Annotated in this window: 20 protein-coding genes; 13 read left to right on the top strand and 7 right to left on the bottom strand. The window is 66.0% G+C overall.

Translation table 11 applies throughout. The features are described 5' to 3' along the window. Positions 1-189: 189 nt before the first annotated feature. A complete protein-coding gene (locus ACSBP4_RS04280; protein WP_049966495.1) occupies positions 190-450 on the top strand; it encodes a hypothetical protein in 261 nt (86 codons plus the stop codon). Positions 451-505: 55 nt separating this feature from the next. Beyond that, entirely contained in the window at positions 506-1339 is an 834-nt protein-coding gene (locus ACSBP4_RS04275) for a hypothetical protein (protein ID WP_435551456.1), read from the top strand. A gap of 31 nt (positions 1340-1370) precedes the next feature. Here ACSBP4_RS04275 and ACSBP4_RS04270 read toward each other — a convergent pair whose 3' ends face one another. Next, positions 1371-1712 carry a DUF7344 domain-containing protein gene (locus ACSBP4_RS04270; RefSeq protein WP_435551455.1) on the bottom strand — a complete coding sequence of 114 codons (342 nt, stop codon included), beginning with the start codon at positions 1710-1712 and terminating at the stop codon, positions 1371-1373. A gap of 121 nt (positions 1713-1833) precedes the next feature. Here ACSBP4_RS04270 and ACSBP4_RS04265 point away from each other — a divergent pair, with 121 nt between their 5' ends. Then, positions 1834-2379 (top strand): acyltransferase, encoded by a 546-nt coding sequence (locus tag ACSBP4_RS04265; RefSeq protein ID WP_435551454.1) that lies wholly within the window; start codon positions 1834-1836, stop codon positions 2377-2379. 60 nt (positions 2380-2439) lie between these two features. Here ACSBP4_RS04265 and ACSBP4_RS04260 read toward each other — a convergent pair whose 3' ends face one another. Both ACSBP4_RS04260 and rocF read right to left on the bottom strand, forming a co-directional pair. Beyond that, positions 2440-3609, bottom strand: coding sequence for an NAD(P)/FAD-dependent oxidoreductase (locus tag ACSBP4_RS04260; protein ID WP_006650551.1), 1170 nt, complete (start codon positions 3607-3609; stop codon positions 2440-2442). Positions 3610-3716: 107 nt separating this feature from the next. Next, positions 3717-4637, bottom strand: coding sequence for an arginase (rocF, locus tag ACSBP4_RS04255; protein WP_006650552.1), 921 nt, complete (start codon positions 4635-4637; stop codon positions 3717-3719). A 97-nt stretch (positions 4638-4734) separates the two neighbouring features. Here rocF and ACSBP4_RS04250 point away from each other — a divergent pair, with 97 nt between their 5' ends. After that, the gene (locus ACSBP4_RS04250; RefSeq protein ID WP_435551453.1) at positions 4735-5442 is read left to right on the top strand and encodes a metal-dependent transcriptional regulator; all 708 of its coding nucleotides are present in this window, start codon (positions 4735-4737) and stop codon (positions 5440-5442) included. Between the two features lie 139 nt (positions 5443-5581). After that, positions 5582-6115, top strand: a complete 534-nt coding sequence (locus ACSBP4_RS04245; RefSeq protein ID WP_006179387.1) for an Rrf2 family transcriptional regulator — start codon at positions 5582-5584, stop codon at positions 6113-6115. A gap of 109 nt (positions 6116-6224) precedes the next feature. Here the strand turns inward: ACSBP4_RS04245 and gyrA are convergent, their stop codons facing one another. The 4 genes from gyrA to psmA form a co-directional block, all read right to left on the bottom strand. Next, entirely contained in the window at positions 6225-8714 is a 2490-nt protein-coding gene (gene gyrA / locus ACSBP4_RS04240; RefSeq protein WP_435551452.1) for a DNA gyrase subunit A, read from the bottom strand. A gap of 201 nt (positions 8715-8915) precedes the next feature. Beyond that, a complete protein-coding gene (gene gyrB / locus ACSBP4_RS04235; protein WP_049966500.1) occupies positions 8916-10847 on the bottom strand; it encodes a DNA topoisomerase (ATP-hydrolyzing) subunit B in 1932 nt (643 codons plus the stop codon). Positions 10848-10958: 111 nt separating this feature from the next. Beyond that, on the bottom strand, positions 10959-11663 hold the full coding sequence (gene psmB / locus ACSBP4_RS04230; protein WP_006650557.1) for an archaeal proteasome endopeptidase complex subunit beta: 705 nt from the start codon (positions 11661-11663) through the stop codon (positions 10959-10961). Then, the gene (gene psmA / locus ACSBP4_RS04225; protein ID WP_049966501.1) at positions 11656-12396 is read right to left on the bottom strand and encodes an archaeal proteasome endopeptidase complex subunit alpha; all 741 of its coding nucleotides are present in this window, start codon (positions 12394-12396) and stop codon (positions 11656-11658) included. The genes psmB and psmA overlap by 8 nt, the downstream gene beginning before the upstream one ends. A gap of 480 nt (positions 12397-12876) precedes the next feature. Between psmA and ACSBP4_RS04220 the strand changes: the two genes are divergently transcribed. The 8 genes from ACSBP4_RS04220 to ACSBP4_RS04185 all read left to right on the top strand — a co-directional run bounded on the left by ACSBP4_RS04220 (position 12877) and on the right by ACSBP4_RS04185 (position 20092). Further along, a complete protein-coding gene (locus ACSBP4_RS04220; protein WP_049966502.1) occupies positions 12877-14115 on the top strand; it encodes an NRAMP family divalent metal transporter in 1239 nt (412 codons plus the stop codon). A 77-nt stretch (positions 14116-14192) separates the two neighbouring features. Next, entirely contained in the window at positions 14193-14714 is a 522-nt protein-coding gene (locus ACSBP4_RS04215; RefSeq protein ID WP_233274362.1) for a hypothetical protein, read from the top strand. A gap of 54 nt (positions 14715-14768) precedes the next feature. Then, positions 14769-16028 (top strand): hypothetical protein, encoded by a 1260-nt coding sequence (locus tag ACSBP4_RS04210; protein WP_435551451.1) that lies wholly within the window; start codon positions 14769-14771, stop codon positions 16026-16028. Then, the gene (locus ACSBP4_RS04205) at positions 16025-17029 is read left to right on the top strand and encodes a two pore domain potassium channel family protein (protein ID WP_435551450.1); all 1005 of its coding nucleotides are present in this window, start codon (positions 16025-16027) and stop codon (positions 17027-17029) included. The genes ACSBP4_RS04210 and ACSBP4_RS04205 overlap by 4 nt, the downstream gene beginning before the upstream one ends. A 107-nt stretch (positions 17030-17136) precedes the next feature. After that, the gene (locus ACSBP4_RS04200) at positions 17137-18594 is read left to right on the top strand and encodes a dihydrolipoyl dehydrogenase (RefSeq protein WP_435551449.1); all 1458 of its coding nucleotides are present in this window, start codon (positions 17137-17139) and stop codon (positions 18592-18594) included. A 258-nt stretch (positions 18595-18852) separates the two neighbouring features. Then, complete coding sequence (locus ACSBP4_RS04195) at positions 18853-19146, top strand: hypothetical protein (RefSeq protein WP_435551448.1); 294 nt, start codon at positions 18853-18855, stop codon at positions 19144-19146. 104 nt (positions 19147-19250) lie between these two features. Then, complete coding sequence (locus tag ACSBP4_RS04190) at positions 19251-19493, top strand: amphi-Trp domain-containing protein (protein WP_435551447.1); 243 nt, start codon at positions 19251-19253, stop codon at positions 19491-19493. 242 nt (positions 19494-19735) lie between these two features. Further along, on the top strand, positions 19736-20092 hold the full coding sequence (locus tag ACSBP4_RS04185; RefSeq protein ID WP_435551446.1) for a DsrE family protein: 357 nt from the start codon (positions 19736-19738) through the stop codon (positions 20090-20092). The last annotated feature ends 1 nt before the right edge of the window (position 20093 follow it).

Raw genomic sequence — 20093 nt, 5'->3', positions numbered from 1 at the left:
ACCGGTTTCGCGGTCAGCAGGTGTTCCGACTCCGTCCCGAGGACACGAAGATTCAAGCGGTTCGACGCCACATCGTCGGTATCGATCGATGGCATCGCTTCCGACGGCCCGCAGTCACGGACGCTCGAGCGGCGACGTGACCGCCGTCGCCGACGACGGTGATCGGCCTCCCGATCGGACGGTGAGCCGATGATCGAGGGCCTCGAGGACACGCTCCCGCCGGCGGTCACGAGGGCGACGCTCTATCGGATCGCTGGCTGGCTCCTGCGGCTCTACGTGGCCGGCTGTTTGCTCCTCGGGTCCTACAGCCTGCTGTGGGTCCTCGAGGTCGGTGGCGTCCTCCCCGACCGGTGGCTGTCGACGGCCTGGATCGGCATCGCCGGGCTGGGGTCGGTGTTCCTCGCATTCGCGATTCCCCTGTTCTATCTCGCTCGCGGCGCGGACGGGTGATCGAACGCGACCGGGGGCTTTACCCTCTCGCCGTCCCGACGGGACGACGAACACCATGACGGTCGTCCTCGCCGGCGTCGGCGCCGACAGCACGAACCTCGGTGCCCTGGCCCCGCTGTACGACGACGGGCGGTTCGAGTACGTTCCGATCCCGGAGAAGACCCGCGAGACGGCCGAACCCGAAACGCTCGGCTCGTGGAAGCTGCGGGCCGGTGACGGCGTCGCCGCGGACTTGACGACCCGCATCACGCCACAGCCGGTCCACGACGGGACCGAGACCGTCGCCGGCGACGCCCTCGAGTCCTGGCCGCTCCATCGTGACCCCAACTTCGCGGCGCTGACCTACGGCGAACACCGGACCAGCGGCTACGTCTCGCGGTTACGCGCGCTCGAGCCGGGCGACGTCGTCGGGTTCTACGCCGGCCTGCGACGCCCCGACGGCGACCGCGCGCACCGCTATCTGATCGGGTACTTCACCGTCGACGAGGTGGCCGTCGTCGGCCCGGAGACGCCGCCGGCCGAGCGGGCGGCGATCCTCGACGCCCATCCCGAGAATGCCCACGCGAAACGCGCACAGAACGGGGATCTCTACCTCGAGAAGCCGGTCGTGATCGTCGACGGCCGCGAACCCGGCGGGCTCTTCGAGCGGGATCCGATCCGGCTCAGCGACTACTACGTCAAGCCGGGCAACGAGCGGGCACAGTACTACCTCCGCGAGGAGATCGCTTCGCAGTGGAACGTCCGGGCCGGCGGCGAGAACATGATGTACAAACCGGCCTATCGCTGTGCCCGCTCGGGGTCGGCCTTTCGGGACCTGGTCGGGGTTCCGGGCGCGCGGACGGCCGCGGAACGCGACCGCTGGAACCCGGATCACCCTCGGCAGCCGTAGACAGCGGCCGCCGGGGAATCGACTTCTGCCGTCAGGACGAGACCCTTTCGATCCCGTCGAGAAACGGTGCAATGTCGTCGACGTTCGATCCGGTCGTGACCGTCGCGTCCGACCGGTCGTACTCGACGACGTCGTGATCGTCGAGTTTCGGCAGGTAGTAGTGGATCAGTTCGACGGTGACCGCACGACGATCAGTCCATCCGGCGGAACTCTCTTCGAGGGAGCGATCCGACGCGGCGAGGCGACGACCGAGTTCGTCGGGCGACGCCGGCTCGCCCGCCCGAAGCGCCTCGAGGACGGTCCGGTGTGTTTCGTCCGCGAGCAGTGCGTAGATGGTCTCGGTCTCGAGGGCGGTCTGTCGGGAACGGGACATAGCGGTGGGTCAGTTCGGAGCGCAACAGCAGTATCCCCTTACTAGTTGGGCACCTAGCGATAGTCACACGCGGTTCCGCATCGCTCGGTTTCATGTGCCAACGGCTCGAAACCGCGATCCAGTGACGGGTTCCGACGATACGACGCCACGACACGAGCGCGTCGAACGCCACGCGACGCCCGGGCCGCGCAACTCGCTGGCCCACTGGACGGCCGCCCGCAACCCGCTCCGGGTCGCGATCAACTACGTCGTCGTCTGGCTGGTCCGGATCTCGCCGAGTCTCAAACTCAAGCGCTGGCTCCTGCGTCGGATCGGCGTCACGGTCGGCGAGGGAGTCTCGTGGGGGCTCGAGGCCACGCCGGACGTTTTCTGGCCGGACCTGATCACCGTCGAGGCCGACGCGATCGTCGGTTACGACGCGACGATCCTCTGTCACGAGTTCCTCTTCGAGGAGTACCGGACCGGCGAGGTCGTTGTCGGCGAGCGGGCGATGATCGGCGCGGGTGCAATCGTGTTGCCCGGCGTCGAGATCGGAGCGGGCGCTCGGGTGGCGGCGAACTCGCTGGTGACCCGCGACGTGCCGCCGGGGACGACGGTCGCGGGCGTCCCCGCGGAACCGATGGGCGAGGCGACCGGTGACGGATCGACAGACGAACGGCCGGACTAGGGCGTACTCGCTCGAGCGGGCAAGAAAACGGACTCTCGAAGTCGGGGCGTCAAAACCGAGCTACAACGACGACCAGGACTTGCGGGCCTCGTTCCAGGAGGTGATGTCGGCGATCCAGCGGGCGGCGATCATCTTCTTCAGGTTCTTGGCCGGGATGCCGCCGAAGGTGTCGACGGGCAGGGAGATGCCGAATGCGGGCTTGACCTCGTGGGCGACGGCTTCGTCACCGACGGAGATGACGGTCCCCTTGTCCTCGTGTTCCCAGGTCTTCAGCGGGCGGTTCTGGATCGCGCGGGCGATGTTCTCGCCGGCGACTTCGGCGGCCTGCCAGGCGGCCTGTGCCGTCGGCGGTGCGGGCTGGTCGCCCTGATCGATGATCGCCGAGTCGCCGATGGCGAAGACGCGCTCGTCCGAGGTCTGGAAGTTCGCGCTCGCGTTGACGCGGTTGTGTTCCTTCTCGAGGTCGGCGTCGTCCATCGCGTCGCGACCCGTAATGCCGCCGGTCCAGACGAGGACGTCGTGATCGAGGGGTTCGCCCTCGTCGAACTCGATGTGGTCTGCGGTGGCTTCGGTGATCGGGTCGTCGGTGTGGATGTGGACGCCGGCGTCCTCAAGGAGGTCCCGCAGGGCCTGCTGGATCTCGGGGTCGTTGCCGGGGAAGATCTCCTCGAGCGCCTCGACGAGGTGGATCTCGATCGGCGCGCGGTGTTCGTCGCGGAACTCGGCGATCTCGCCGGCGGTCTGGATACCCGAGAGGCCGGCACCGCCGATGACGACCTGTGCGGGCTCGCCGCGGGTCGCCTCCTGGCTGGCCTCTGTGACCGCTTCGTGGATCTCCAGCGCGTCGTCCAAGCTCTTCAGGGTCAGGGAGTGTTCCTCGAGGCCGGGGATGCCGTAGTAGGCAGTCTGGCTGCCCAGTCCGACGAGAACGTAGTCGTACTCGACGTCGTCGGTGTCTTCGAGTTCGACGACCTGCTCGTCGACGTCGAGGCCGACGACCTCGTCCTGAATGAAGCGGGTCGCGGGGTCGGCGATCTCCTCGACGGGGAAGGTGATGTCCGATCGGACGCTGGGATCGCGGATGACGCGGTGGGATTCGTGGAGAACGAGGTGATAGTCGACATCGGCGATCCAGGTCAGTCGCGCGTTGCCCCCGAGTTCGGATTGGAGCTTCGTGATCGCACCGGTTCCGGCGTAGCCGGCTCCGAGCACGACGACGTTCTCAGTCATACGGCATACTGAGAAACACTATGATACAAAGCTGTTGAAACCGGTTGCTCCACGAACAATGTTGACAAACGTCTCGTTTCGTAGAGCGGGCGTCGACGACTGGTCGGTCAGAAGATGCGCTTGCCGAACGTACTCGCGGTCAGTTCGGCTGCCAGCGTCGCCGTCTCGTTGCCCTCGTCCAGGATCGGATTGACCTCGACGACGTCCATCGATCTGAGGACGTCGTCCGCGCGGTCGCGCCGCGAGAGGGCCTCGAGGGCGGCGTGGGCCTCCCGGTAGGTGACGCCGCCGCGGACGGGAGTGCCGACGCCGGGCGCGGTCTTGGGATCGAGCCAGTCGAGGTCGAGACTGACGTGGACGCCGTCGGTCCCGTCGGTTGCGACAGCGAGCGCGTCCTCGACGACGGACGAGACGCCCCGCTGATCGATGTCGGACATGGTAAAGACGGTCAGTTCGCTCTCCCGGAGCAGTTCGCGTTCGCGATCGTCGATGCTCCGGAGACCGACGTACGCGATCGAAGACGCCCGGAGCCGGGGGGCGGGAGCCCACTCCGTCTCGCCGAACGACCCGTGGCCAAGCGCCGCGGCCAGCGGCATCCCGTGGACGTTGCCGCTGGGCGAGGTCTCGGGCGTATTGATGTCGGCATGGGCGTCGAACCAGATCGCGCCGAGGTCGGCCTCGCGTGCCGATCCCGCCAGTGAGCCGATCGCAACCGAGTGGTCGCCACCGAGAACGAGGGGGAACTCCCCGTCCGCGAGCGTCGCCGCGACGCGGTCGCTCACTCGCCGACAGACGTCTTCGACCTCCCGGAGGAACTTCGCGTTCCCGTCGGTGGGCTGGTCGGCGTCCGGATCCCGTTCTTCTGCTCGGGGCATCGTCAGGTCGCCGTCGTCGACGGGTTCGACGTCCGCCTCGGCGAGTCGGTCGGCCAGATCCGCGTACCGGATCGCGGACGGTCCCATGTCGACCCCCCGGCGGTTCGCCCCGTAGTCCATCGGCGCGCCAATGATCCTGACGGTTCGGTCCATATCCACGATAGAGGGTCGACCGGCTTGGTCGTGGCGATCCCGCGGCGTTCTCGGGGGCGACAGGTTTAGGGTTAGACCCGTCTAATTCCGGGACAGCATGATGCTGAGCGACGTGATGGAGGACTACCTCAAGGCGATCTACCAGCTCCAACGCGGGACCGACGAGCGGATCCGCACGTCCGAGATCGCCGGGGAGTTAGACGTCACGTCGCCGACGGTCACCAGCATGCTCGACAAGCTCGAGGAACGGGAACTCGTCGACCGCGAGAAGTACCGCGGCGTCACGCTGACCGACGAGGGCGAGACGGTCGCCCTCGAGATCGTTCGCCACCACCGCCTGCTCGAGGCCTACCTCACCGAGCATCTCGACTACGACTGGTCGGAGGTCCACGCCGAGGCCGACCGACTCGAACACCACATCAGCGAGGATTTCGAGGCCCGCGTCGCCGACGCGCTGGGCGAGCCCACGGTCGATCCCCACGGCTCGCCGATCCCGGGCGCCGACCTCGAGCCGCCCGAGCGGCCCGCAGGCAAGGCTATCTCCGAGTTCGATGAGGGGGCGGTCGTCACCGTCGCGGAGGTTGCCGACCGCGACCCCGAGGTTCTCTCCTATCTCGCTGACCGCGGCGTCGAACCCGGCGTCGAACTCGAGATTCTCGAGGTCGCCCCCTTCGGCATGGTGACTGCTCGCTCGAGCGAGAGCGAGGAGCCGGTATCGCTGCCCGAAACGGTCGCACACCACGTCCGCGTCGTGACCCCGGCAGAGCCGGATCCGGATAGTTCGCAAGCGTTTGACTCCCAGTGAATCGTGCCAACGGACACCTAGTTTCCGTCGCGGAACGAAAAGAAACATCTTCACGTCCCCCGTGCAAACGTCACGTTCCCCCACGAATCCGACGGACTCACCCGCCGGGTTTAAGGAAACCAAATACGAATAAATACCTATGTCATCCATCGAACTCACACCCAGCCAGAAGAAAATCCTCCGCGCGCTCACGAACCTCCACAAAGAGTCCGAAGATGCCATCAAAGGCGAGGACATCGCGGAACAAGTCGACCGTAACCCCGGCACGATCCGTAACCAGATGCAGAGTCTCAAAGCCCTCCAGCTCGTCGAGGGTGTACCGGGGCCGAAAGGTGGCTACAAGCCCACTGCAGCCGCCTACGAGGCACTCGAGATCCAGCAGATGGACGAGCCCGCCGCGGTCCCGATGCAACACGAGGGCGAACCAGTCGACGCCACCATCATCGAGGAAATCGACCTCTCGAGCGTTCACCACCCCGAACTCTGCCGGGCCGAGATCCACATTCAGGGGACGCTGAGCGACATCCACGAGGACGATTCGGTCACCGTCGGTCCGACGCCGCTCTCGAAGCTGCTGATCGAGGGAACAGTCGACGGCAAGGACGACACGAACAACATCCTGATCCTGCGGATCGACGACATGGTCGCGCCCGCCGAGGAACCGGCCCACTGATCGGCACTCGACCGCCGTCTCTCCGTCCATCTAGCGTCTGCTCTCTCCGCCGTATCGGTTCGAAAACAGCGTTTTTCGCCCGCTCGAGCAGCGCCGAGGCGCGGCCGGCTCAGTCCGTCGCGTCGACCGGTTCGTCGCCGGTTTCGGCGGCGGCTGCTGGGATGTCGTCGACCGCAGCGACTGCGTCGCCCTCCTCGACGTCCATGACGATCACGCCCATCGTGTTCCGGCTGACGGTCGAAATCTCGTCGACGCGGGTCCGAACGATCTGCCCGCGTTCGCTCATCAGCACGAGCTGGTCGTCGTCGGAGACGGCTTTGACGGCCGTCACGGGCCCGTTTCGCTCGCCGGTCTTGATGTCGATCAGGCCCTTGCCGTACCGCGACTGCGTGCTGTACTCCGAAAGCGGCGTCCGCTTGCCGTAGCCGTTCTCGGTCACTGTCAGCAGCGCCTGCTCGTCGCCTTCGTCGGTCGCGACAAGTCCCGCCACGGCGTCGCCGTCCTGCAGTTTGATGCCGTTGACACCGCGGGCGTTCCGTCCCATCGCGCGGACCTCGTCCTCGTCGAAGCGGATCGTCATCCCGCCCTCGGTCGCGATGACCAGGTCCTGCGAGCCGTCGGTGACCTCGACGTCGACGAGTTCGTCGCCCGCCTCGAGATCGGCGGCGATGATCCCCGTCGAGCGGATGTTGTCGAACGCCTCGCCGGCGGTGCGTTTGACGTAGCCGTTCCGGGTGGCCATGGTCACGTACTCGTCGTCCTCGAGGGCGTCGGTGTCGACGATGGCTGTGATGTCCTCGCCGGGGTCGAGATCGAGGATGTTGACCGCCGATTTCCCGCGGGCCGTCCGGCCCATCTCGGGGATCTCGTAGGTCTTGAGCCGGTAGACCTCGCCCTGATTCGTAAAGCAGAGCAGGTAGTCGTGGGTGTTAGCCCGGAAGACCGTCGCGACGCGGTCGTCTTCCTTGACGTCCGCGCCGATGATGCCCTTGCCACCCCGGCCCTGGGGGTCGAACTGGTCGATCGGCATCCGCTTGACGTAGTCGTCTTCGGTCATGACGACGACGACCTCCTCCTCGGGGATGAGGTCCTCATGGGTGACCGTCCCCTCGTCCTCGACAATCGAGGTCCGGCGGTCGTCGGCGTACTCGGCTTTGATCTCGCGGAGTTCGTCTTTGATGACCGCAAGCAGTTCGGCCTCGCTCTCGAGGATGGCGGTCAGGCGCTCGATCTCGGCCTGGACCTCCTCGTACTCCTCGTTGATCTCGGCGGCCTCCATCGAGGTGAGACTCCCCAGTTGCATCCGGACGATGTGGTCGGCCTGGTCCGCGGAGAAGTCGTAGGCGTCCTGGAGGTTCTCCTTTGCGTCCGACCGCGTCTCGCTGTTCTGGATCAGCTCGACCACGTCCTCGGCGTTCTCGACGGCCGTCAGCCGCCCCTCGAGGATGTGGGCGCGGTCCTCGGCCTCCGCGAGGTCGTACTCGCTGCGCCGGCGGACGACCTCGCGGCGGTGGGCGACGTACTCCTCTAACGTCTCCTTGAGCGAGAGGACCCGCGGCTGGCCGTCGACCAGCGCGAGGTTGATGACGCCGAAGGTCTTCTCGAGATGGTTCTCGAGCAGTTTGTTCTTGACGACCTCGGCGTTTGCCCCGCGGTTGAGTTCGACGACGATCCGGACGCCGTCGCGGTCGGACTCGTCGCGCAGGTCGGAGATCCCGTCGATCTCGCCCTCGTTGACGTCGTCGGCGATGCGCTCGACGAGGCGGGCCTTGTTGGCCTGGAACGGGAGTTCGGTGATGACGATCCGCTCACGCCCGTTCTTCCACTCCTCGACCTCGAACTCGGCCCGGACGCGGAGGCGGCCACGCCCGGTCTTGTAGGCGGAGTAGATCGCGTCGCGCCCGACGATGTTCGCGCCGGTCGGGAAGTCGGGGCCCTTGACGTGTTCCATCAGGTCTTCGACCGTCGCGTCGGGGTCGTCGATCAGTTCGATCGTCGCGTCGATCACCTCGCCGAGATTGTGCGGCGGGATGTTCGTCGACATCCCGACCGCGATCCCGGAGGACCCGTTGACGAGTAGGTTCGGGAACGCCGCCGGCAGGACGTCGGGTTCCTGCAGGCGGTCGTCGTAGTTCGCGGAGAAGTCGACGGTGTCTTTCTCGATGTCCGCGAGCAACTCCTCGGAGATGGGCGACATCCGGGCCTCGGTGTATCGCTGTGCGGCCGGCGGATCACCGTCCATCGAGCCGAAGTTGCCCTGGCCGTCGACCAGCGGATAGCGCATCGAGAAGTCCTGGGACATCCGAACCATTGCGTCGTAGATCGGGCTGTCGCCGTGGGGGTGGTAGTCACCCATCGTCTCCCCGACGATCGAGGAGGACTTCCGGTGGGACGAGCCGCTCGAGACCCCCATCTCGTGCATCGCATAGAGGATGCGCCGGTGGACGGGTTTCAGGCCGTCCTCGACGCGGGGGAGCGCACGGCCCGCGATGACGGACATCGCGTAGTCGATGTAGCTCTGCTCCATTTCGTCCTCGATGCGGACGTTCTCTACCGCTCGCGCCTCGATATCAGTCGGATCGGGTACGTCTGAACTCATGTCTTCATTTGGTTTCGTGGTGGTATCCGGTCAGCTTACAAGCACTGCATCCGTGAGAGCGTCCGCTCTGCGGACGCTCGAGCGGGCCGACGACCGACCCGGAGCGCGGCTTACCGCGCGGCGGGGAGGGAGGAGTGCTTTTCATCGAAGTTTTACCGAGTGCGGTCGCGAAGCGACCGCACGCAGGGTAAAAGTTCGGGTCTAGATGTCGATCCACTCGGCTTCCGGCGCGTGTTCCTTGATGAACTGCTTGCGGGGTTCGACGGCGTCGCCCATCAGGACGGAGAACATCTTGTCCGCCGCGGCCGCGTCCTCGATCGTGATCTGCTTGAGGATGCGGTTGTCCGGGTCCATCGTCGTATCCCAGAGCTGTTGTGGGTTCATCTCGCCTAAGCCCTTGAACCGCTGGACCTGCGAGGGGTTACCGTCGCATTTCTCCGCGACGATCTCGTCGCGTTCGGCCTCCGTCATCGCGTCGTAGGTCTCGCCGCGATAGCGGATGCGATAGAGCGGCGGCTGGGTCGCGTAGACGTAGCCACCCTCGAGCAGCGGGCGCATGTGCCGGTAGAAAAACGTCAGCAGGAGCGTCCGGATGTGAGCCCCGTCGACGTCGGCGTCGGTCGCCATGATGATCTTCTTGTACCGGACGTCCTCGATGTCGAACTCGTCGCCGATCCCCGCGCCGATGGCGGTGATCATGTTCCGGATCTCGTCGTTCTCGAGGATGCGATCGAGCCGGTGTTTCTCGACGTTGAGGATCTTCCCTTTGATCGGCAGGATGGCCTGAAAGTCGGGGTTGCGGGCCTGTTTCGCGCTGCCGCCGGCGGAGTCTCCCTCAGCGATGAACAGTTCGGCCTCCTCCGGGTCTTTGGTCTGGCAGTCGGCCAGTTTCCCGGGCAGCGACGTGGACTCGAGGGCGGACTTGCGCCGCGTGAGTTCCTCGGCCTTCTGGGCGGCCATGCGGGCCTTGGCGGCCTCGACGGCCTTGTTGACGATCGACTCGGCGGTGTCGGGGTGTTCTTCGAAGTAGGTACCAAGCCCCTCGTGCATCGCGCTCTCGACGATCCCTCGGACTTCGCTATTGCCGAGTTTGGTCTTCGTCTGGCCCTCGAACTGGGGATCGGGGTGTTTGATCGAGATGACCGCCGTCAGCCCCTCGCGGATGTCCTCGCCCGTGAGGTTGTTATCGAGGTCCGAGAGGAGGTCGTTCTCGTTGGCGTAGTCGTTGACACACCGCGTCAGGGCGGTCTTGAAGCCGGTGAGGTGGGTCCCGCCCTCGCGGGTGTTGATGTTGTTCGCGAAGGCGTGGATCGAGCCCTGCAGTTCCTCGGTGGCCTGCATCGCGACCTCGATCTGGATGCTCTGTTCCTCGTCCTCGAAGTAGATGACGTCCTCGTGCATCGCCGAGCGCGTCTCGTTCAGGTACTCGACGAACTCGCGGATGCCGCCGTCGTACTCGTAGGTCTCGGTGACCACGTCGCCGTCGTCGGTCTCCTCGCGCTCGTCGCGGAGCGTGATACGGACGCCCGAGTTGAGGAAGGCCAGCTCGCGGAGTCGGTTCGAGAGCGTCGAGAAGGACATCTCGCCAGTCTCGAAGATGCCCGTATCGGGCCAGAACTGGATCTGCGTGCCGGTCTCCTCGTCGGGCTCCATATCGCGGACCCGCTCCATGTCGCCGACGGGTTCGCCGCCTTCGAACGCGTGGCGGAAGACGCCGCCGTCGCGTTTGACTTCGGCCTCGAGTCGTTCGGAGAGGGCGTTGACGACGGAGACGCCGACGCCGTGGAGGCCGCCGGAGACCTGGTAGGACTTGTTGTCGAACTTGCCCCCGGCGTGGAGGACGGTCAGAATGACCTCGAGTGCAGGGCGGTCGTACTCCTCGTGTGTGTCGACGGGGATGCCGCGGCCGTCGTCGGCGACGCTCACCGAGCCGTCCTCGTGGATGGAGACGGTGATATCGTCGCAGTGGCCGGCCAGCGCCTCGTCGATCGAGTTGTCCACCACTTCGTAGACCAGATGGTGGAGTCCTCGAGAATCGGTAGAGCCGATGTACATCGCCGGTCGCTTTCGTACAGCCTCCAGGCCCTCTAAGACCTGAATCTGCCCGGCTCCGTACTCGCTTTCCTGGGACATGTAAAACCTGCTTTCGGATAGCGGTCCGGCCCTAATAAAAGTCACGTGTACGCGCGCGAGCGCGGATCCGGTGAATCGCGGCGGCGAACCCGAAACGACCGTCGAAGCGGCTTAGATGACCGCGTCGAACTCCTCGTGGCCCTGAATGTCGACGCCCTCGCCGGTGACTTCCGCGAGGAAGACGCCGTTGCCCGAGCCGGTGTCGCGCTCGACGGCGCTTTTGATCGCGCGGGCCGCGACGGACTTCGCGTCCGCGAGCGAGAGGTCGTCCTCGTACTCCTGCTCGAGGAGGCCGTAGGCCAGTTGCATCCCGGAGCCGGTGACGGTGTAGTCGTCGGCCATGACACCGCCGGCGGGGTCGATGCTGTAGACGTGGCTGCCCTCGCTGTCGACGCCGCCGAGGATGGGGTTGATCGCCCGGAACGGGCCGCCCCGGGCGAAGTTACCCGCGAGCGTCGCCAGCGCCTCGATCGGCATCGGCTCGTCGCGCCGGGATTCATAGAGGTTGACCTCGGCTCGCAGCGTCGAGATGAACGACTGCGCGCCGCCGACGGAGCCGACCAGCGTCAGTGCGCCGGTCGGGTGGATCTGCTCGACCTTCTGGACGTTCTTGTTCGAGACGAACCGGCCGCCGAGGCTGGCGCGCATGTCCGTCGCGATGACGACACCCTCGTCGGTCGTGATGCCGATGGTCGTCGTCCCGGTCTTGTTGACCGTCTCGTCGTCGGTGCCGGCCGCTCCGCCGTTCGGCAGCGACCCCAGTTCGGGCTCGTACGGCGAGGGGTCGCCGTTGCCCTGCGAGAGCGGGTTATTCATCGCTTTCCTCCGTGTCGATCTCCGCGACGATCGACTCGAGGCGCTCGTCGTCGACCGTACTGAACGACTCGTCCTCGGTCGTGATCGTCGCGACGTCGACCGCTTCGGCCGCGACGGACTCCTCTTCGGGCTCGTTGAGCGCGCTGATGGCGAGTTCGATGCCGGCGTCGATGTCCAGATCCTCGCGGTACTCCTCCTCGAGGTAGCCCTGGATGACGTCGCGGTCGCCGCCGACGGCGGCGGCCTGCCACTCGTAGTCGGTGCCGGAGGGGTCGGTCTCGAACAGCCGCGGCTGGCCGTCCTCGACGCCGCCGACCAGCAGCGCGACCCCGAACGGCCGTGCGCCGCCGGTCTGGGTGTACTCCTGGATGTGATCGGTGATCGATCGAGTCAGCGTCTCGACGCCGATCTCCTGACCGTAGCGGAGCTGTTCGCCCTGTGCGCGTCGCCGTGCGAGGTCGATCAGCTGGCGCGCGTCGGCGACGTGGCCGGCGCTTGCGACGCCGACGTGGTCGTCTGCCTTGTGGATCTTCTCGACGCTCGAGCGCTCCATGAGCGGCGAGCTGATCTGGCGGTTCGCGGCGAGGACGACGCCGTCGGGCGTTCGAACGCCGACGCTCGCGGTGCCGCGTTTGACGGCCTCGCGGGCGTACTCGACTTGATAGAGGCGTCCGTCCGGGGAGAAGATGGTGATACCCCGGTCGTAGGCCTGCTGTTGGGATTGTCCTTGCATTTGGTCTTCACCTGTGGTAAGGGATAGAAATATATAGGCCTTCTTCTGAAGGCAACTTGGCCTGTATCGGCCGCTTCGACCCGGACTCCCAAGAAAGTGGTGCCAGCAGGGACTCGAGGGGGGCGGCCCGAGACGGGACCGATCGGCGGCGTCGGCCGACTCTCGAGAGACGACGTCTCGATCGGGTCGGCGGGCTGATCGGTCGGTGTCGGCGATCACTGCCGCTCCGAGCCCGACGCCCTCGAGGTCGTCACGCTGGGTCGATCCGTCACGAATCGGTGAACATCGGATTACTCGAGTCGGCTTTGCGAGGGGTGGGCTGCTATCTCAAGCTTTCCGCTCAACCGGATCCCAATCGTTGCTTCGGGTACAGCATTCCGTGCGACAGTACACAGGTGCAATTCGTCCGGCCACGAGTCGATGCGGCCGGACGGGCTCGAGCGGCCAACGCGTCTGCCGGTTTTCGGAGCAGTCCCACACATGGAAGAACACAGCACCGTGGTCGACGTTCCTGTCGAAAAGGCTAAACAAACAATTCACCAGTACGGGCTCGGTCTCCTCTTCGCGGCGAACATTTTCGGAGCCGGGTCCGTCTACATTCTGACACAGGCGGGTGTCAGTTTCGGGTTCGGCCTGTTGTGGGTCCTGCCGCTGGCACTCGGCGTCGGGCTGACGATGCACGAGATGTCGGCCCGCCTCGCGGCGAAGGACGAACCGCTCATGGACTATATCAGGGACGTGATCGGTCCGACGGCGGCGAAACCGTTCGCGCTCGGAATCGCGTTCATCATGCAGTTCTGGAGCGTAGCGAACTACGCGCTCGCGGGAGCAGCACTGGTCTTTCTGACCCCACTGTCGAACGTATATGTAGGGATCATCCTCATGGCGGCGCTGGGCATCTCGCTCGTTGAACTCCGGGTGTACAGCCGCATCGAGGGCGTCATCGCGACGCTCGTTCTCGCGATCTTCGCCTCGTATCTAGTCATCGTCGCGAACCTCCAGCCCTCGCTTGGCGGCGTCGCGATGGGGTTCGTTCCGACGATATCCGGCGATCTGAACTATCTCACGATGATCATCGCGCTGATGGGGACGACCGTCTACTATCCGAACTTCTTCATCCAGACGAGCATGCAACACGAGAAAGACTGGACGAACGTCTCCCGCTACCGCAAAGATCACACCGTCGGACTGGCGGCCGTCGTCGCGCTCAGCGCGACGGTCGTCATCGCGGCGGCGATGGCCGTCCCCGACGGGACACTCACCCTGACTGCCCCCGCGGAACCGCTGATCGACATGATCGGCCCGTGGGTACTCGGGGTGTTCGTCCTCGCGGTCGGTGCCGCCTCCTTCACGAGCGCGACCGGCACGCTGTTCGCCGCCGGCTTCATGGTCCCCCAGTCGTACGAACTCACGACCCACTTCGGTGACCTGCACTTCCGCCGGACCGTCCACTTCCTGATCGCCCTCTCGGTCGCCCTCGCGATCCCGATCCTCGCCTTCACCGAGTTCACGCCGGTCAGGCTGGCGCTGCTCATGCCCGCCGTCAACGGCGTCGTCGGGCTGCCGATCACGGCGCTTGCACTGTTCGCGGCGATCAAGCGCTACTTCGAGCCGAGCCGACTCGAGCAGGCGATCTTCTTTGCGGCCGTGGTCGCGATGTTCCTGACGTCGCTCGTGACCGCCGAGTCGCTCGTTCGCTCGATCGCCGGGCTGCTCTGACGGCGCTGGCCTCGAACCGGTCCGGCCTGCATACACGGGCAGCGGCCTCTTTTCGCCGAGGCGTGGATCTCGAGGCCATGAGCGAGTACGACGGTACCGAGAACCCCGACACCCCGTGGCGCGAGGACGGGACCGGCGAACACGACAACCGCGGGGACGACGGGGTGACCGGCGGGGACAAAACGCCGTTCGAACCAAACCGGGCCGAACGCGGAACGTGGCTGTCGGCGGCGATCGCCCTGGTCGGGCTCGCGGTCCTCGGGCAGGCGTTCGTCCTCGAACTGGCCGCGGGCCAGTTCTGGAACGATGTCTTCGTCGGCGCGACCCTGTCGATCGCCGGCGCGTACAACTACGTCCGCCGCACGAACGGGGCGTTCGGGAGCATGGGCGTCGCGGTCCTCGCGGCGCTCGTCGGCCTCTGGCTCGTCGCCACCACGTTCCTGCTGGGTGCCGGCAGTGGCGGCGTCGAGACGGCGAGCGAACCCGGCTTCTGGATCGACGTCGTCGCCGGACTGCTCGCCACCGCGCTGGGGACTTACAGCGTCGTCCGGATCCGAAACCGACGCCGAGCCGTCGACGTACGACCCACGGCGACCTGAAAGTGGCATTGTCCGGCCCAACCCACTTACCGCCCGTTCCGGTACGATACGTCCATGCTTCCGTTCGTCGCGATCGCCCTCGCGGTGGTCGGCGTCGCGGTCGTTCTCGAGGTCGTGTCGTACCGAGCGCTCGAGCGGATCCCCTCGGTCGCCACCGAAGAGTTCCCCGAGATCGACCGGGGGTTACTGGGGAAGTTCAGCAGTTTCGACTCCGAACTGGGCTGGTGTCCCCAGCCGAACCGGGAGAAACAGAAAGACACCGGTGACCACCTCCCCGGCGAGGAGGTCCGTTCCGTCGTCACTTACTCGACCGACGAGTACGCGAGCCGGGTCTGTCCCGCCAAAGAGCGCGATTCCGACGCCGAGCTGACGGTCTCGACCTACGGCGATTCCTACTGTTTCTGCCGGGAGGTCGACGACGACGAGACCTTTCAGCACTACCTCGCCCAGGAACTCGACACTCACGTCGCCAACTACGGCGGCGGGAATTACGGCCTCGATCAGGCCCTGATGCGGCTCAAACGGCAGTACCCCGAGGACCCGACCGACCACGTCTGCATGGTCGTCACCGCCTCCTCGATCGCCCGCATCCTCTCGGTCTGGAAACACTACCAGGAGTTCGGCAATATCTTAGCGGTCAAGCCCCGGTACGTGCTGGAAGACGGCGAATTAGAGCGGATCGAGAGCCCCGTCGACGAGAAGGAGGAGTTGCTCGATCTCGAGTCCAAGGCGGATTTCCTCCGAGAGTACGACTTCCACTACGACCACTGGTTCGAGCCCCATTTCGCGACCCGTCCTTACACCGCTGACTTCCTCGCGAAGAACGAACACGTCCGCTACGCGGCGTACACGGCCGGCAAGGACCTCGAGCGGCGGCTCGGCCGCTCGATCCCGGGAATCGACTTCGATCTGGCCCAGACACAGTCGGCGCTCCGCCTGGAGCGGCCCCGCGTGCGGTACCACGAGCGACTGTTCGACACCCACGAGGCCCTCTTCGACGCGCTCATCGCGGAGTTCGTCGACTACGCGGACAAGCGGGACTTCGAGCCGACGTTCGTGATGGTCCAACAGCTCCGGTACGCCACCTACGAGGCCGAACACGGCCCGATCTACGGCGACCTGCTCGAGCGACTCGACGAGCGCTACGATGACCTGACGACGATCGACATGGCGACCCACCTCTCGCCCGATGACGGCGACGTCGAGTCGCTGTACGTCGAGCGCGGCGAGGGCGGCCACTACAGCCCCGAGACCAACGCGGAGATCGCACAGGTGCTGGCCGAGGCCCTCGAGCAGCGGGCGGTCGTCGAATGAACCCGGTCTATCTCGCCGTCGGGATCGTCATCCTCGTCACCGGCATCGTCGACATCGTCTGGACGACGCTGTGGGTCGACGGCGGCTCCGGCCCCGTGTCGGGCCGACTCACGACGGGGGTCTGGAAGGGGCTGCGCGCCGCGACGGGGGACCGCAACCGCGCGCTCAGCCTCGCCGGCCCCCTCATTCTGATGCTCACGCTCGCGACGTGGATCGGGCTGATCTGGGTCGGCTGGACGATCATCTTCGCGAGCGAGCCCCTCGCCGTCGTCGACAGCCGGACCGGCGGCCCCGCCGACTGGTGGGGTCGGTTCTACTACGTCGCCTACACGATGTTCACGGACGGAAACGGCGACTACACGCCCGTTTACGGCGGCAACGTCTGGGAGGTCGCCAGCGCGTTCACGACGGCCTCCGGCATGGCCTTCGTCACGCTCGGCGTCTCCTACGTGCTGACCGTCCTCGGTGCCGTCGCCGACAAACGCTCCTTCGCCAGCACCGTGACGGGGTTGGGCGACCGCAGCGAGGCGTTCCTCCGAACCGGCTGGAACGGCGAGGACTTCCGCGGGCTCGAGCTGACCGTCGAGTCGCTCGCGGCGGACCTGAGTACCCTCGCCGAACAGCACAAGTCCTACCCGATCCTCCACTACTACCACAGCGAGCGGGCCGACCGGGCCTCGGCCGTCGCCGTCCCGATCCTCGACGAGGCGCTCATGCTGTCCCGGTACGCGATGCCCGAGGGACAGGGGCTCGACCCCGCGATCGTCGAGAACGGCCGCTCGAGCGCACAGAGCTACCTCGAGACCTTAGACGACTCGTTCATCGACCCCGCGCCGTCGGTCCCGCGAGCGCCGGACCTCGAGCGCCTGCGCGAGGACGACGTCCCGACAGTCTCTGACGAGGCCTTCGCCGAGGCGCTGGCCGACCAGACCGACCGGCGACGGCGACTCCTCGGTGTGGTCGAGGCGGACGCCTGGGAGTGGCCGCCGATCGAGGAGTAACGCAGGGGTAGCCCACAGTCATTTTCCGACACCACCGGAACGGGTTCCGACCGAATCGGGCGGAAACACGGCCCGATATTCATTGCGTTGGCGGCCGTCCCCCACGTATGGAAGAGTACGACTTTCTGGTCATCGGTTCGGGATCGGGACTGGACGTGGCGAACGCGGCGGTGAATCAGGGCCAATCGGTCGCAATCGTCGAGAAGGGACGGCTCGGCGGGACCTGTCTGAATCGCGGCTGTATCCCCTCGAAGCAGTTGTTGTATCACGCCGACGTGCTGGAGACGATCGAGCGGGCCGACGCGTTCCACATCGACGCGACCGTCGAGGACGTCGACGTCGCCGAGATCGTCCGCGAAGTCACCGCGGACGTCCACGGCAGCTCCGACTCGCTCGAGCGCGGCCTCTCCTCGTCGGACCGGCACGACCTGTACCAAGCGGAGGGGCGGTTCGTCGACAAGCGGACGCTCGAACTCGCCGGCGGCGATCACGACGGCGAGCGTCTCACCGCCGAGACCGTCCTCGTAGCGGCCGGGACCCGGCCGGCGATCCCGCCGATCGACGGGATCGACTCCGTCGACTACCTCACCAGCCGCGAGGCGCTCCAACTCGAGTCGCCGCCGGACCACCTCGTGATCGTCGGCGGCGGCTACATCGCCGCCGAACTGGGGCAGTTCTTCGGTACCTTCGGCAGCGACGTGTCGATCGTCGGCCGGCGGCCGCACCTGCTTCCCGACGCCGACGACGAGGTCGCCGCCGAGTTCACCGAGCGCTACGCCGACCGGTTCGACGTCTACACGGGCTACGAGGCCACCGCGGCAATGCAGTCGGGGGAGTCGATCACGGTCGAGGCACGGCCGTTCTCCGAGTCGGACGGCGACGCGGACGCGGAGACGACCGGGCCGGGCGAGACGGTCTCGGTCACCGGCGACGAACTGCTCGTCGCCGCCGGTCGCGTCCCCAACACCGACACGCTGAACGTCGAGGCCGCCGGGATCGAGACCGATGCCGCCGGCTTCGTCGAAACCGACGAGTACCTGCGGACGACCGCCGACGGCGTCTGGGCGCTGGGCGATATCGTCGGTGAATACCTGCTGAAACACAACGCAAACCACGAGGCGCGGACCGTCGCGCGGAACCTGTTCGGCGAGGACCTCGAGCCGGTCGACTACTCGGCGATGCCCTTCGCCGTCTTCGGCTCGCCGGAGGTCGCCGGCGTCGGGCTGACCGAGGGGGAACTGCGGGAGGCGGGTCGGGAGTACGCCACGCGCACCTACCGCTACGAGGATACCGCCCGCGGGAAGGCGATGAAAGCCGAGGGGTTCGTCAAGCCGATCATCGACCTCGAGGGCGAGATTCTCGGCTGTCACATCGTCGGGCCGGACGCCTCGGACTTGATCCAGGAGGTCGTCGTCGCGATGACGGCCGGCTCCGGGACGGTCCAGGACATCCGGCAGTCGGTCCACATCCACCCCGCGCTCTCGGAGGTCGTCCAGCGGGCCTTTTCGGGGCAGTTCACGCGGGGCGGGCACGACCACGGACACGACCACAGCCGCGATCAGTGAGACGGACACCTATAGTAGCCATTGAAACGAGTCACACACTGATCGCGACGCTATCGTGCGATCAGGTGTGCAATGACTTTCAGTGGCTACTATATTGCTGTTCTGTCAGCAACTCCCGGCGAACCCGAGACTTGCCACGCGGGTACGCCGCTACGATAGGGACAGCCGATCTCTAGTAGCCACTTACGGAGCGCGTACGCGGTACCGAGATCGCGAACGACCACAGTATTATGCCGCTTGCTTCCCTACGGTGTCGGGATGGCAGACACGGAACGCGGACGAGAGCGGCAAGCGGACGACGAGGACCGACGCGAAGACGACTCTTCGGACTCGCTTCCCGAGTGTCACCGCCGTGGCTGCACCGAGCGGGCGACGTTTGTCGCCCTCGAACGATATCAGGAGGAGACCGGACACGGTGCCGTCGAGGCGGAGGCCGTTCTCTGTCAAGAGCACGCCACCGAGGAGAGTCCCGCGAATCTCGATGGCAGTTACGCGGAGTACGTATTTCGCGTCGAGCCGCTTCAGGGGACGCCGGATCCGGACGCGGCGTGATCGACCGCCTGTCGTTCGATTCCCCTCACGGTGACGCCGTCGATCACCGAGCGGTTTGAGAGCGGGCCACACCTATATTGGAATCCGGAACGTGAGGAAAATCGATGCCCGAAGAGCAACTGTTCAAACTCGAGGAACAGCGGACGAGAGCCGAAATCTCCGAGGCGCTACGCGATGCCGCCGAACAGGTCGAATCCGGGTCCGTCCAGCTGAAAAGCGAAACGGAAGCCCGAGACGTTACCGTCCCGGAAACCGCCCGATTCGAAATCGAACTCGAACGACTCACTGATTCGGAAACGGGGGAGGAGCGGTACGAACTCGAGTACGAGATCAGGTGGACCGAGTGACGCTCCCGGCGTTTCGAATCCGTCCGCTGTATTCAGCACGCCACTCCGAGCCGCTACCGAGGATTTCAACGAGGCAGGGACCGCCCGAGGCCGATTCCGGCGGGACGATACCGTTCCAATGCAGTCCGTCCCGGTATCGTAACCCCTCGCCTCGGCTGACCCTCGCCACCGCCGACGGGTCTGCGTCCACGGCACACGACCGCCGTTCCCTTTTATAGGCCACTGGCCTACCGTCCTCCGTAATGACGAACGCAGCAATCGTAATTCTGGCAGGCACCGACTCTCACAGCGATCTGGGGCGACTCGTCAACGGCCTCGAGGCGGCCCGGGAGTTCGCCGAGAACCCCGACGACGACCTCGACCTCATCTTCGACGGAGCCGGCACGCAGTGGATTCCCGAACTGGAAGACGCAGACCACGACTACCACGACCTCTACCGGTCGGTCAGCGACGAGGCGGCGGCCTGTGACTACTGTGCGGGCGCGTTCGGCGTCGAGGACGCCGTCAACGACGCCGGCGTCGTCACGGTCGACGACAACGAGGGTCACCCGAGCATCCGCTCGCTGGTCGACGACGATTACGAGATTATTACCTTCTGAA

The sequence above is a fragment of the Natrinema sp. CGMCC1.2065 genome, assembly GCF_051225675.1.
GTDB lineage: Archaea > Halobacteriota > Halobacteria > Halobacteriales > Natrialbaceae > Natrinema > Natrinema thermotolerans.
The sequence above is the reverse complement of the archived record's forward strand: the minus strand, read 5'-3'. Positions and strand labels throughout refer to the sequence as shown.

What these genes read in the sequence shown, in the direction of transcription:
- ACSBP4_RS04210 (WP_435551451.1), top strand. Translation starts at nt 14,769, where the DNA reads ATGCTTCCGTTCGTCGCGATCGCCCTCGCGGTGGTCGGCGTCGCGGTC.
- ACSBP4_RS04250 (WP_435551453.1), top strand. Translation starts at nt 4,735, where the DNA reads ATGATGCTGAGCGACGTGATGGAGGACTACCTCAAGGCGATCTACCAG.
- ACSBP4_RS04270 (WP_435551455.1), bottom strand. Translation starts at nt 1,712, where the DNA reads ATGTCCCGTTCCCGACAGACCGCCCTCGAGACCGAGACCATCTACGCA.
- psmB (WP_006650557.1), bottom strand. Translation starts at nt 11,663, where the DNA reads ATGAATAACCCGCTCTCGCAGGGCAACGGCGACCCCTCGCCGTACGAG.
- rocF (WP_006650552.1), bottom strand. Translation starts at nt 4,637, where the DNA reads ATGGACCGAACCGTCAGGATCATTGGCGCGCCGATGGACTACGGGGCG.
- ACSBP4_RS04260 (WP_006650551.1), bottom strand. Translation starts at nt 3,609, where the DNA reads ATGACTGAGAACGTCGTCGTGCTCGGAGCCGGCTACGCCGGAACCGGT.
- gyrA (WP_435551452.1), bottom strand. Translation starts at nt 8,714, where the DNA reads ATGAGTTCAGACGTACCCGATCCGACTGATATCGAGGCGCGAGCGGTA.
- ACSBP4_RS04275 (WP_435551456.1), top strand. Translation starts at nt 506, where the DNA reads ATGACGGTCGTCCTCGCCGGCGTCGGCGCCGACAGCACGAACCTCGGT.
- ACSBP4_RS04245 (WP_006179387.1), top strand. Translation starts at nt 5,582, where the DNA reads ATGTCATCCATCGAACTCACACCCAGCCAGAAGAAAATCCTCCGCGCG.
- ACSBP4_RS04220 (WP_049966502.1), top strand. Translation starts at nt 12,877, where the DNA reads ATGGAAGAACACAGCACCGTGGTCGACGTTCCTGTCGAAAAGGCTAAA.
- ACSBP4_RS04215 (WP_233274362.1), top strand. Translation starts at nt 14,193, where the DNA reads ATGAGCGAGTACGACGGTACCGAGAACCCCGACACCCCGTGGCGCGAG.
- ACSBP4_RS04185 (WP_435551446.1), top strand. Translation starts at nt 19,736, where the DNA reads ATGACGAACGCAGCAATCGTAATTCTGGCAGGCACCGACTCTCACAGC.
- psmA (WP_049966501.1), bottom strand. Translation starts at nt 12,396, where the DNA reads ATGCAAGGACAATCCCAACAGCAGGCCTACGACCGGGGTATCACCATC.
- ACSBP4_RS04190 (WP_435551447.1), top strand. Translation starts at nt 19,251, where the DNA reads ATGCCCGAAGAGCAACTGTTCAAACTCGAGGAACAGCGGACGAGAGCC.
- gyrB (WP_049966500.1), bottom strand. Translation starts at nt 10,847, where the DNA reads ATGTCCCAGGAAAGCGAGTACGGAGCCGGGCAGATTCAGGTCTTAGAG.
- ACSBP4_RS04200 (WP_435551449.1), top strand. Translation starts at nt 17,137, where the DNA reads ATGGAAGAGTACGACTTTCTGGTCATCGGTTCGGGATCGGGACTGGAC.
- ACSBP4_RS04195 (WP_435551448.1), top strand. Translation starts at nt 18,853, where the DNA reads ATGGCAGACACGGAACGCGGACGAGAGCGGCAAGCGGACGACGAGGAC.
- ACSBP4_RS04280 (WP_049966495.1), top strand. Translation starts at nt 190, where the DNA reads ATGATCGAGGGCCTCGAGGACACGCTCCCGCCGGCGGTCACGAGGGCG.
- ACSBP4_RS04205 (WP_435551450.1), top strand. Translation starts at nt 16,025, where the DNA reads ATGAACCCGGTCTATCTCGCCGTCGGGATCGTCATCCTCGTCACCGGC.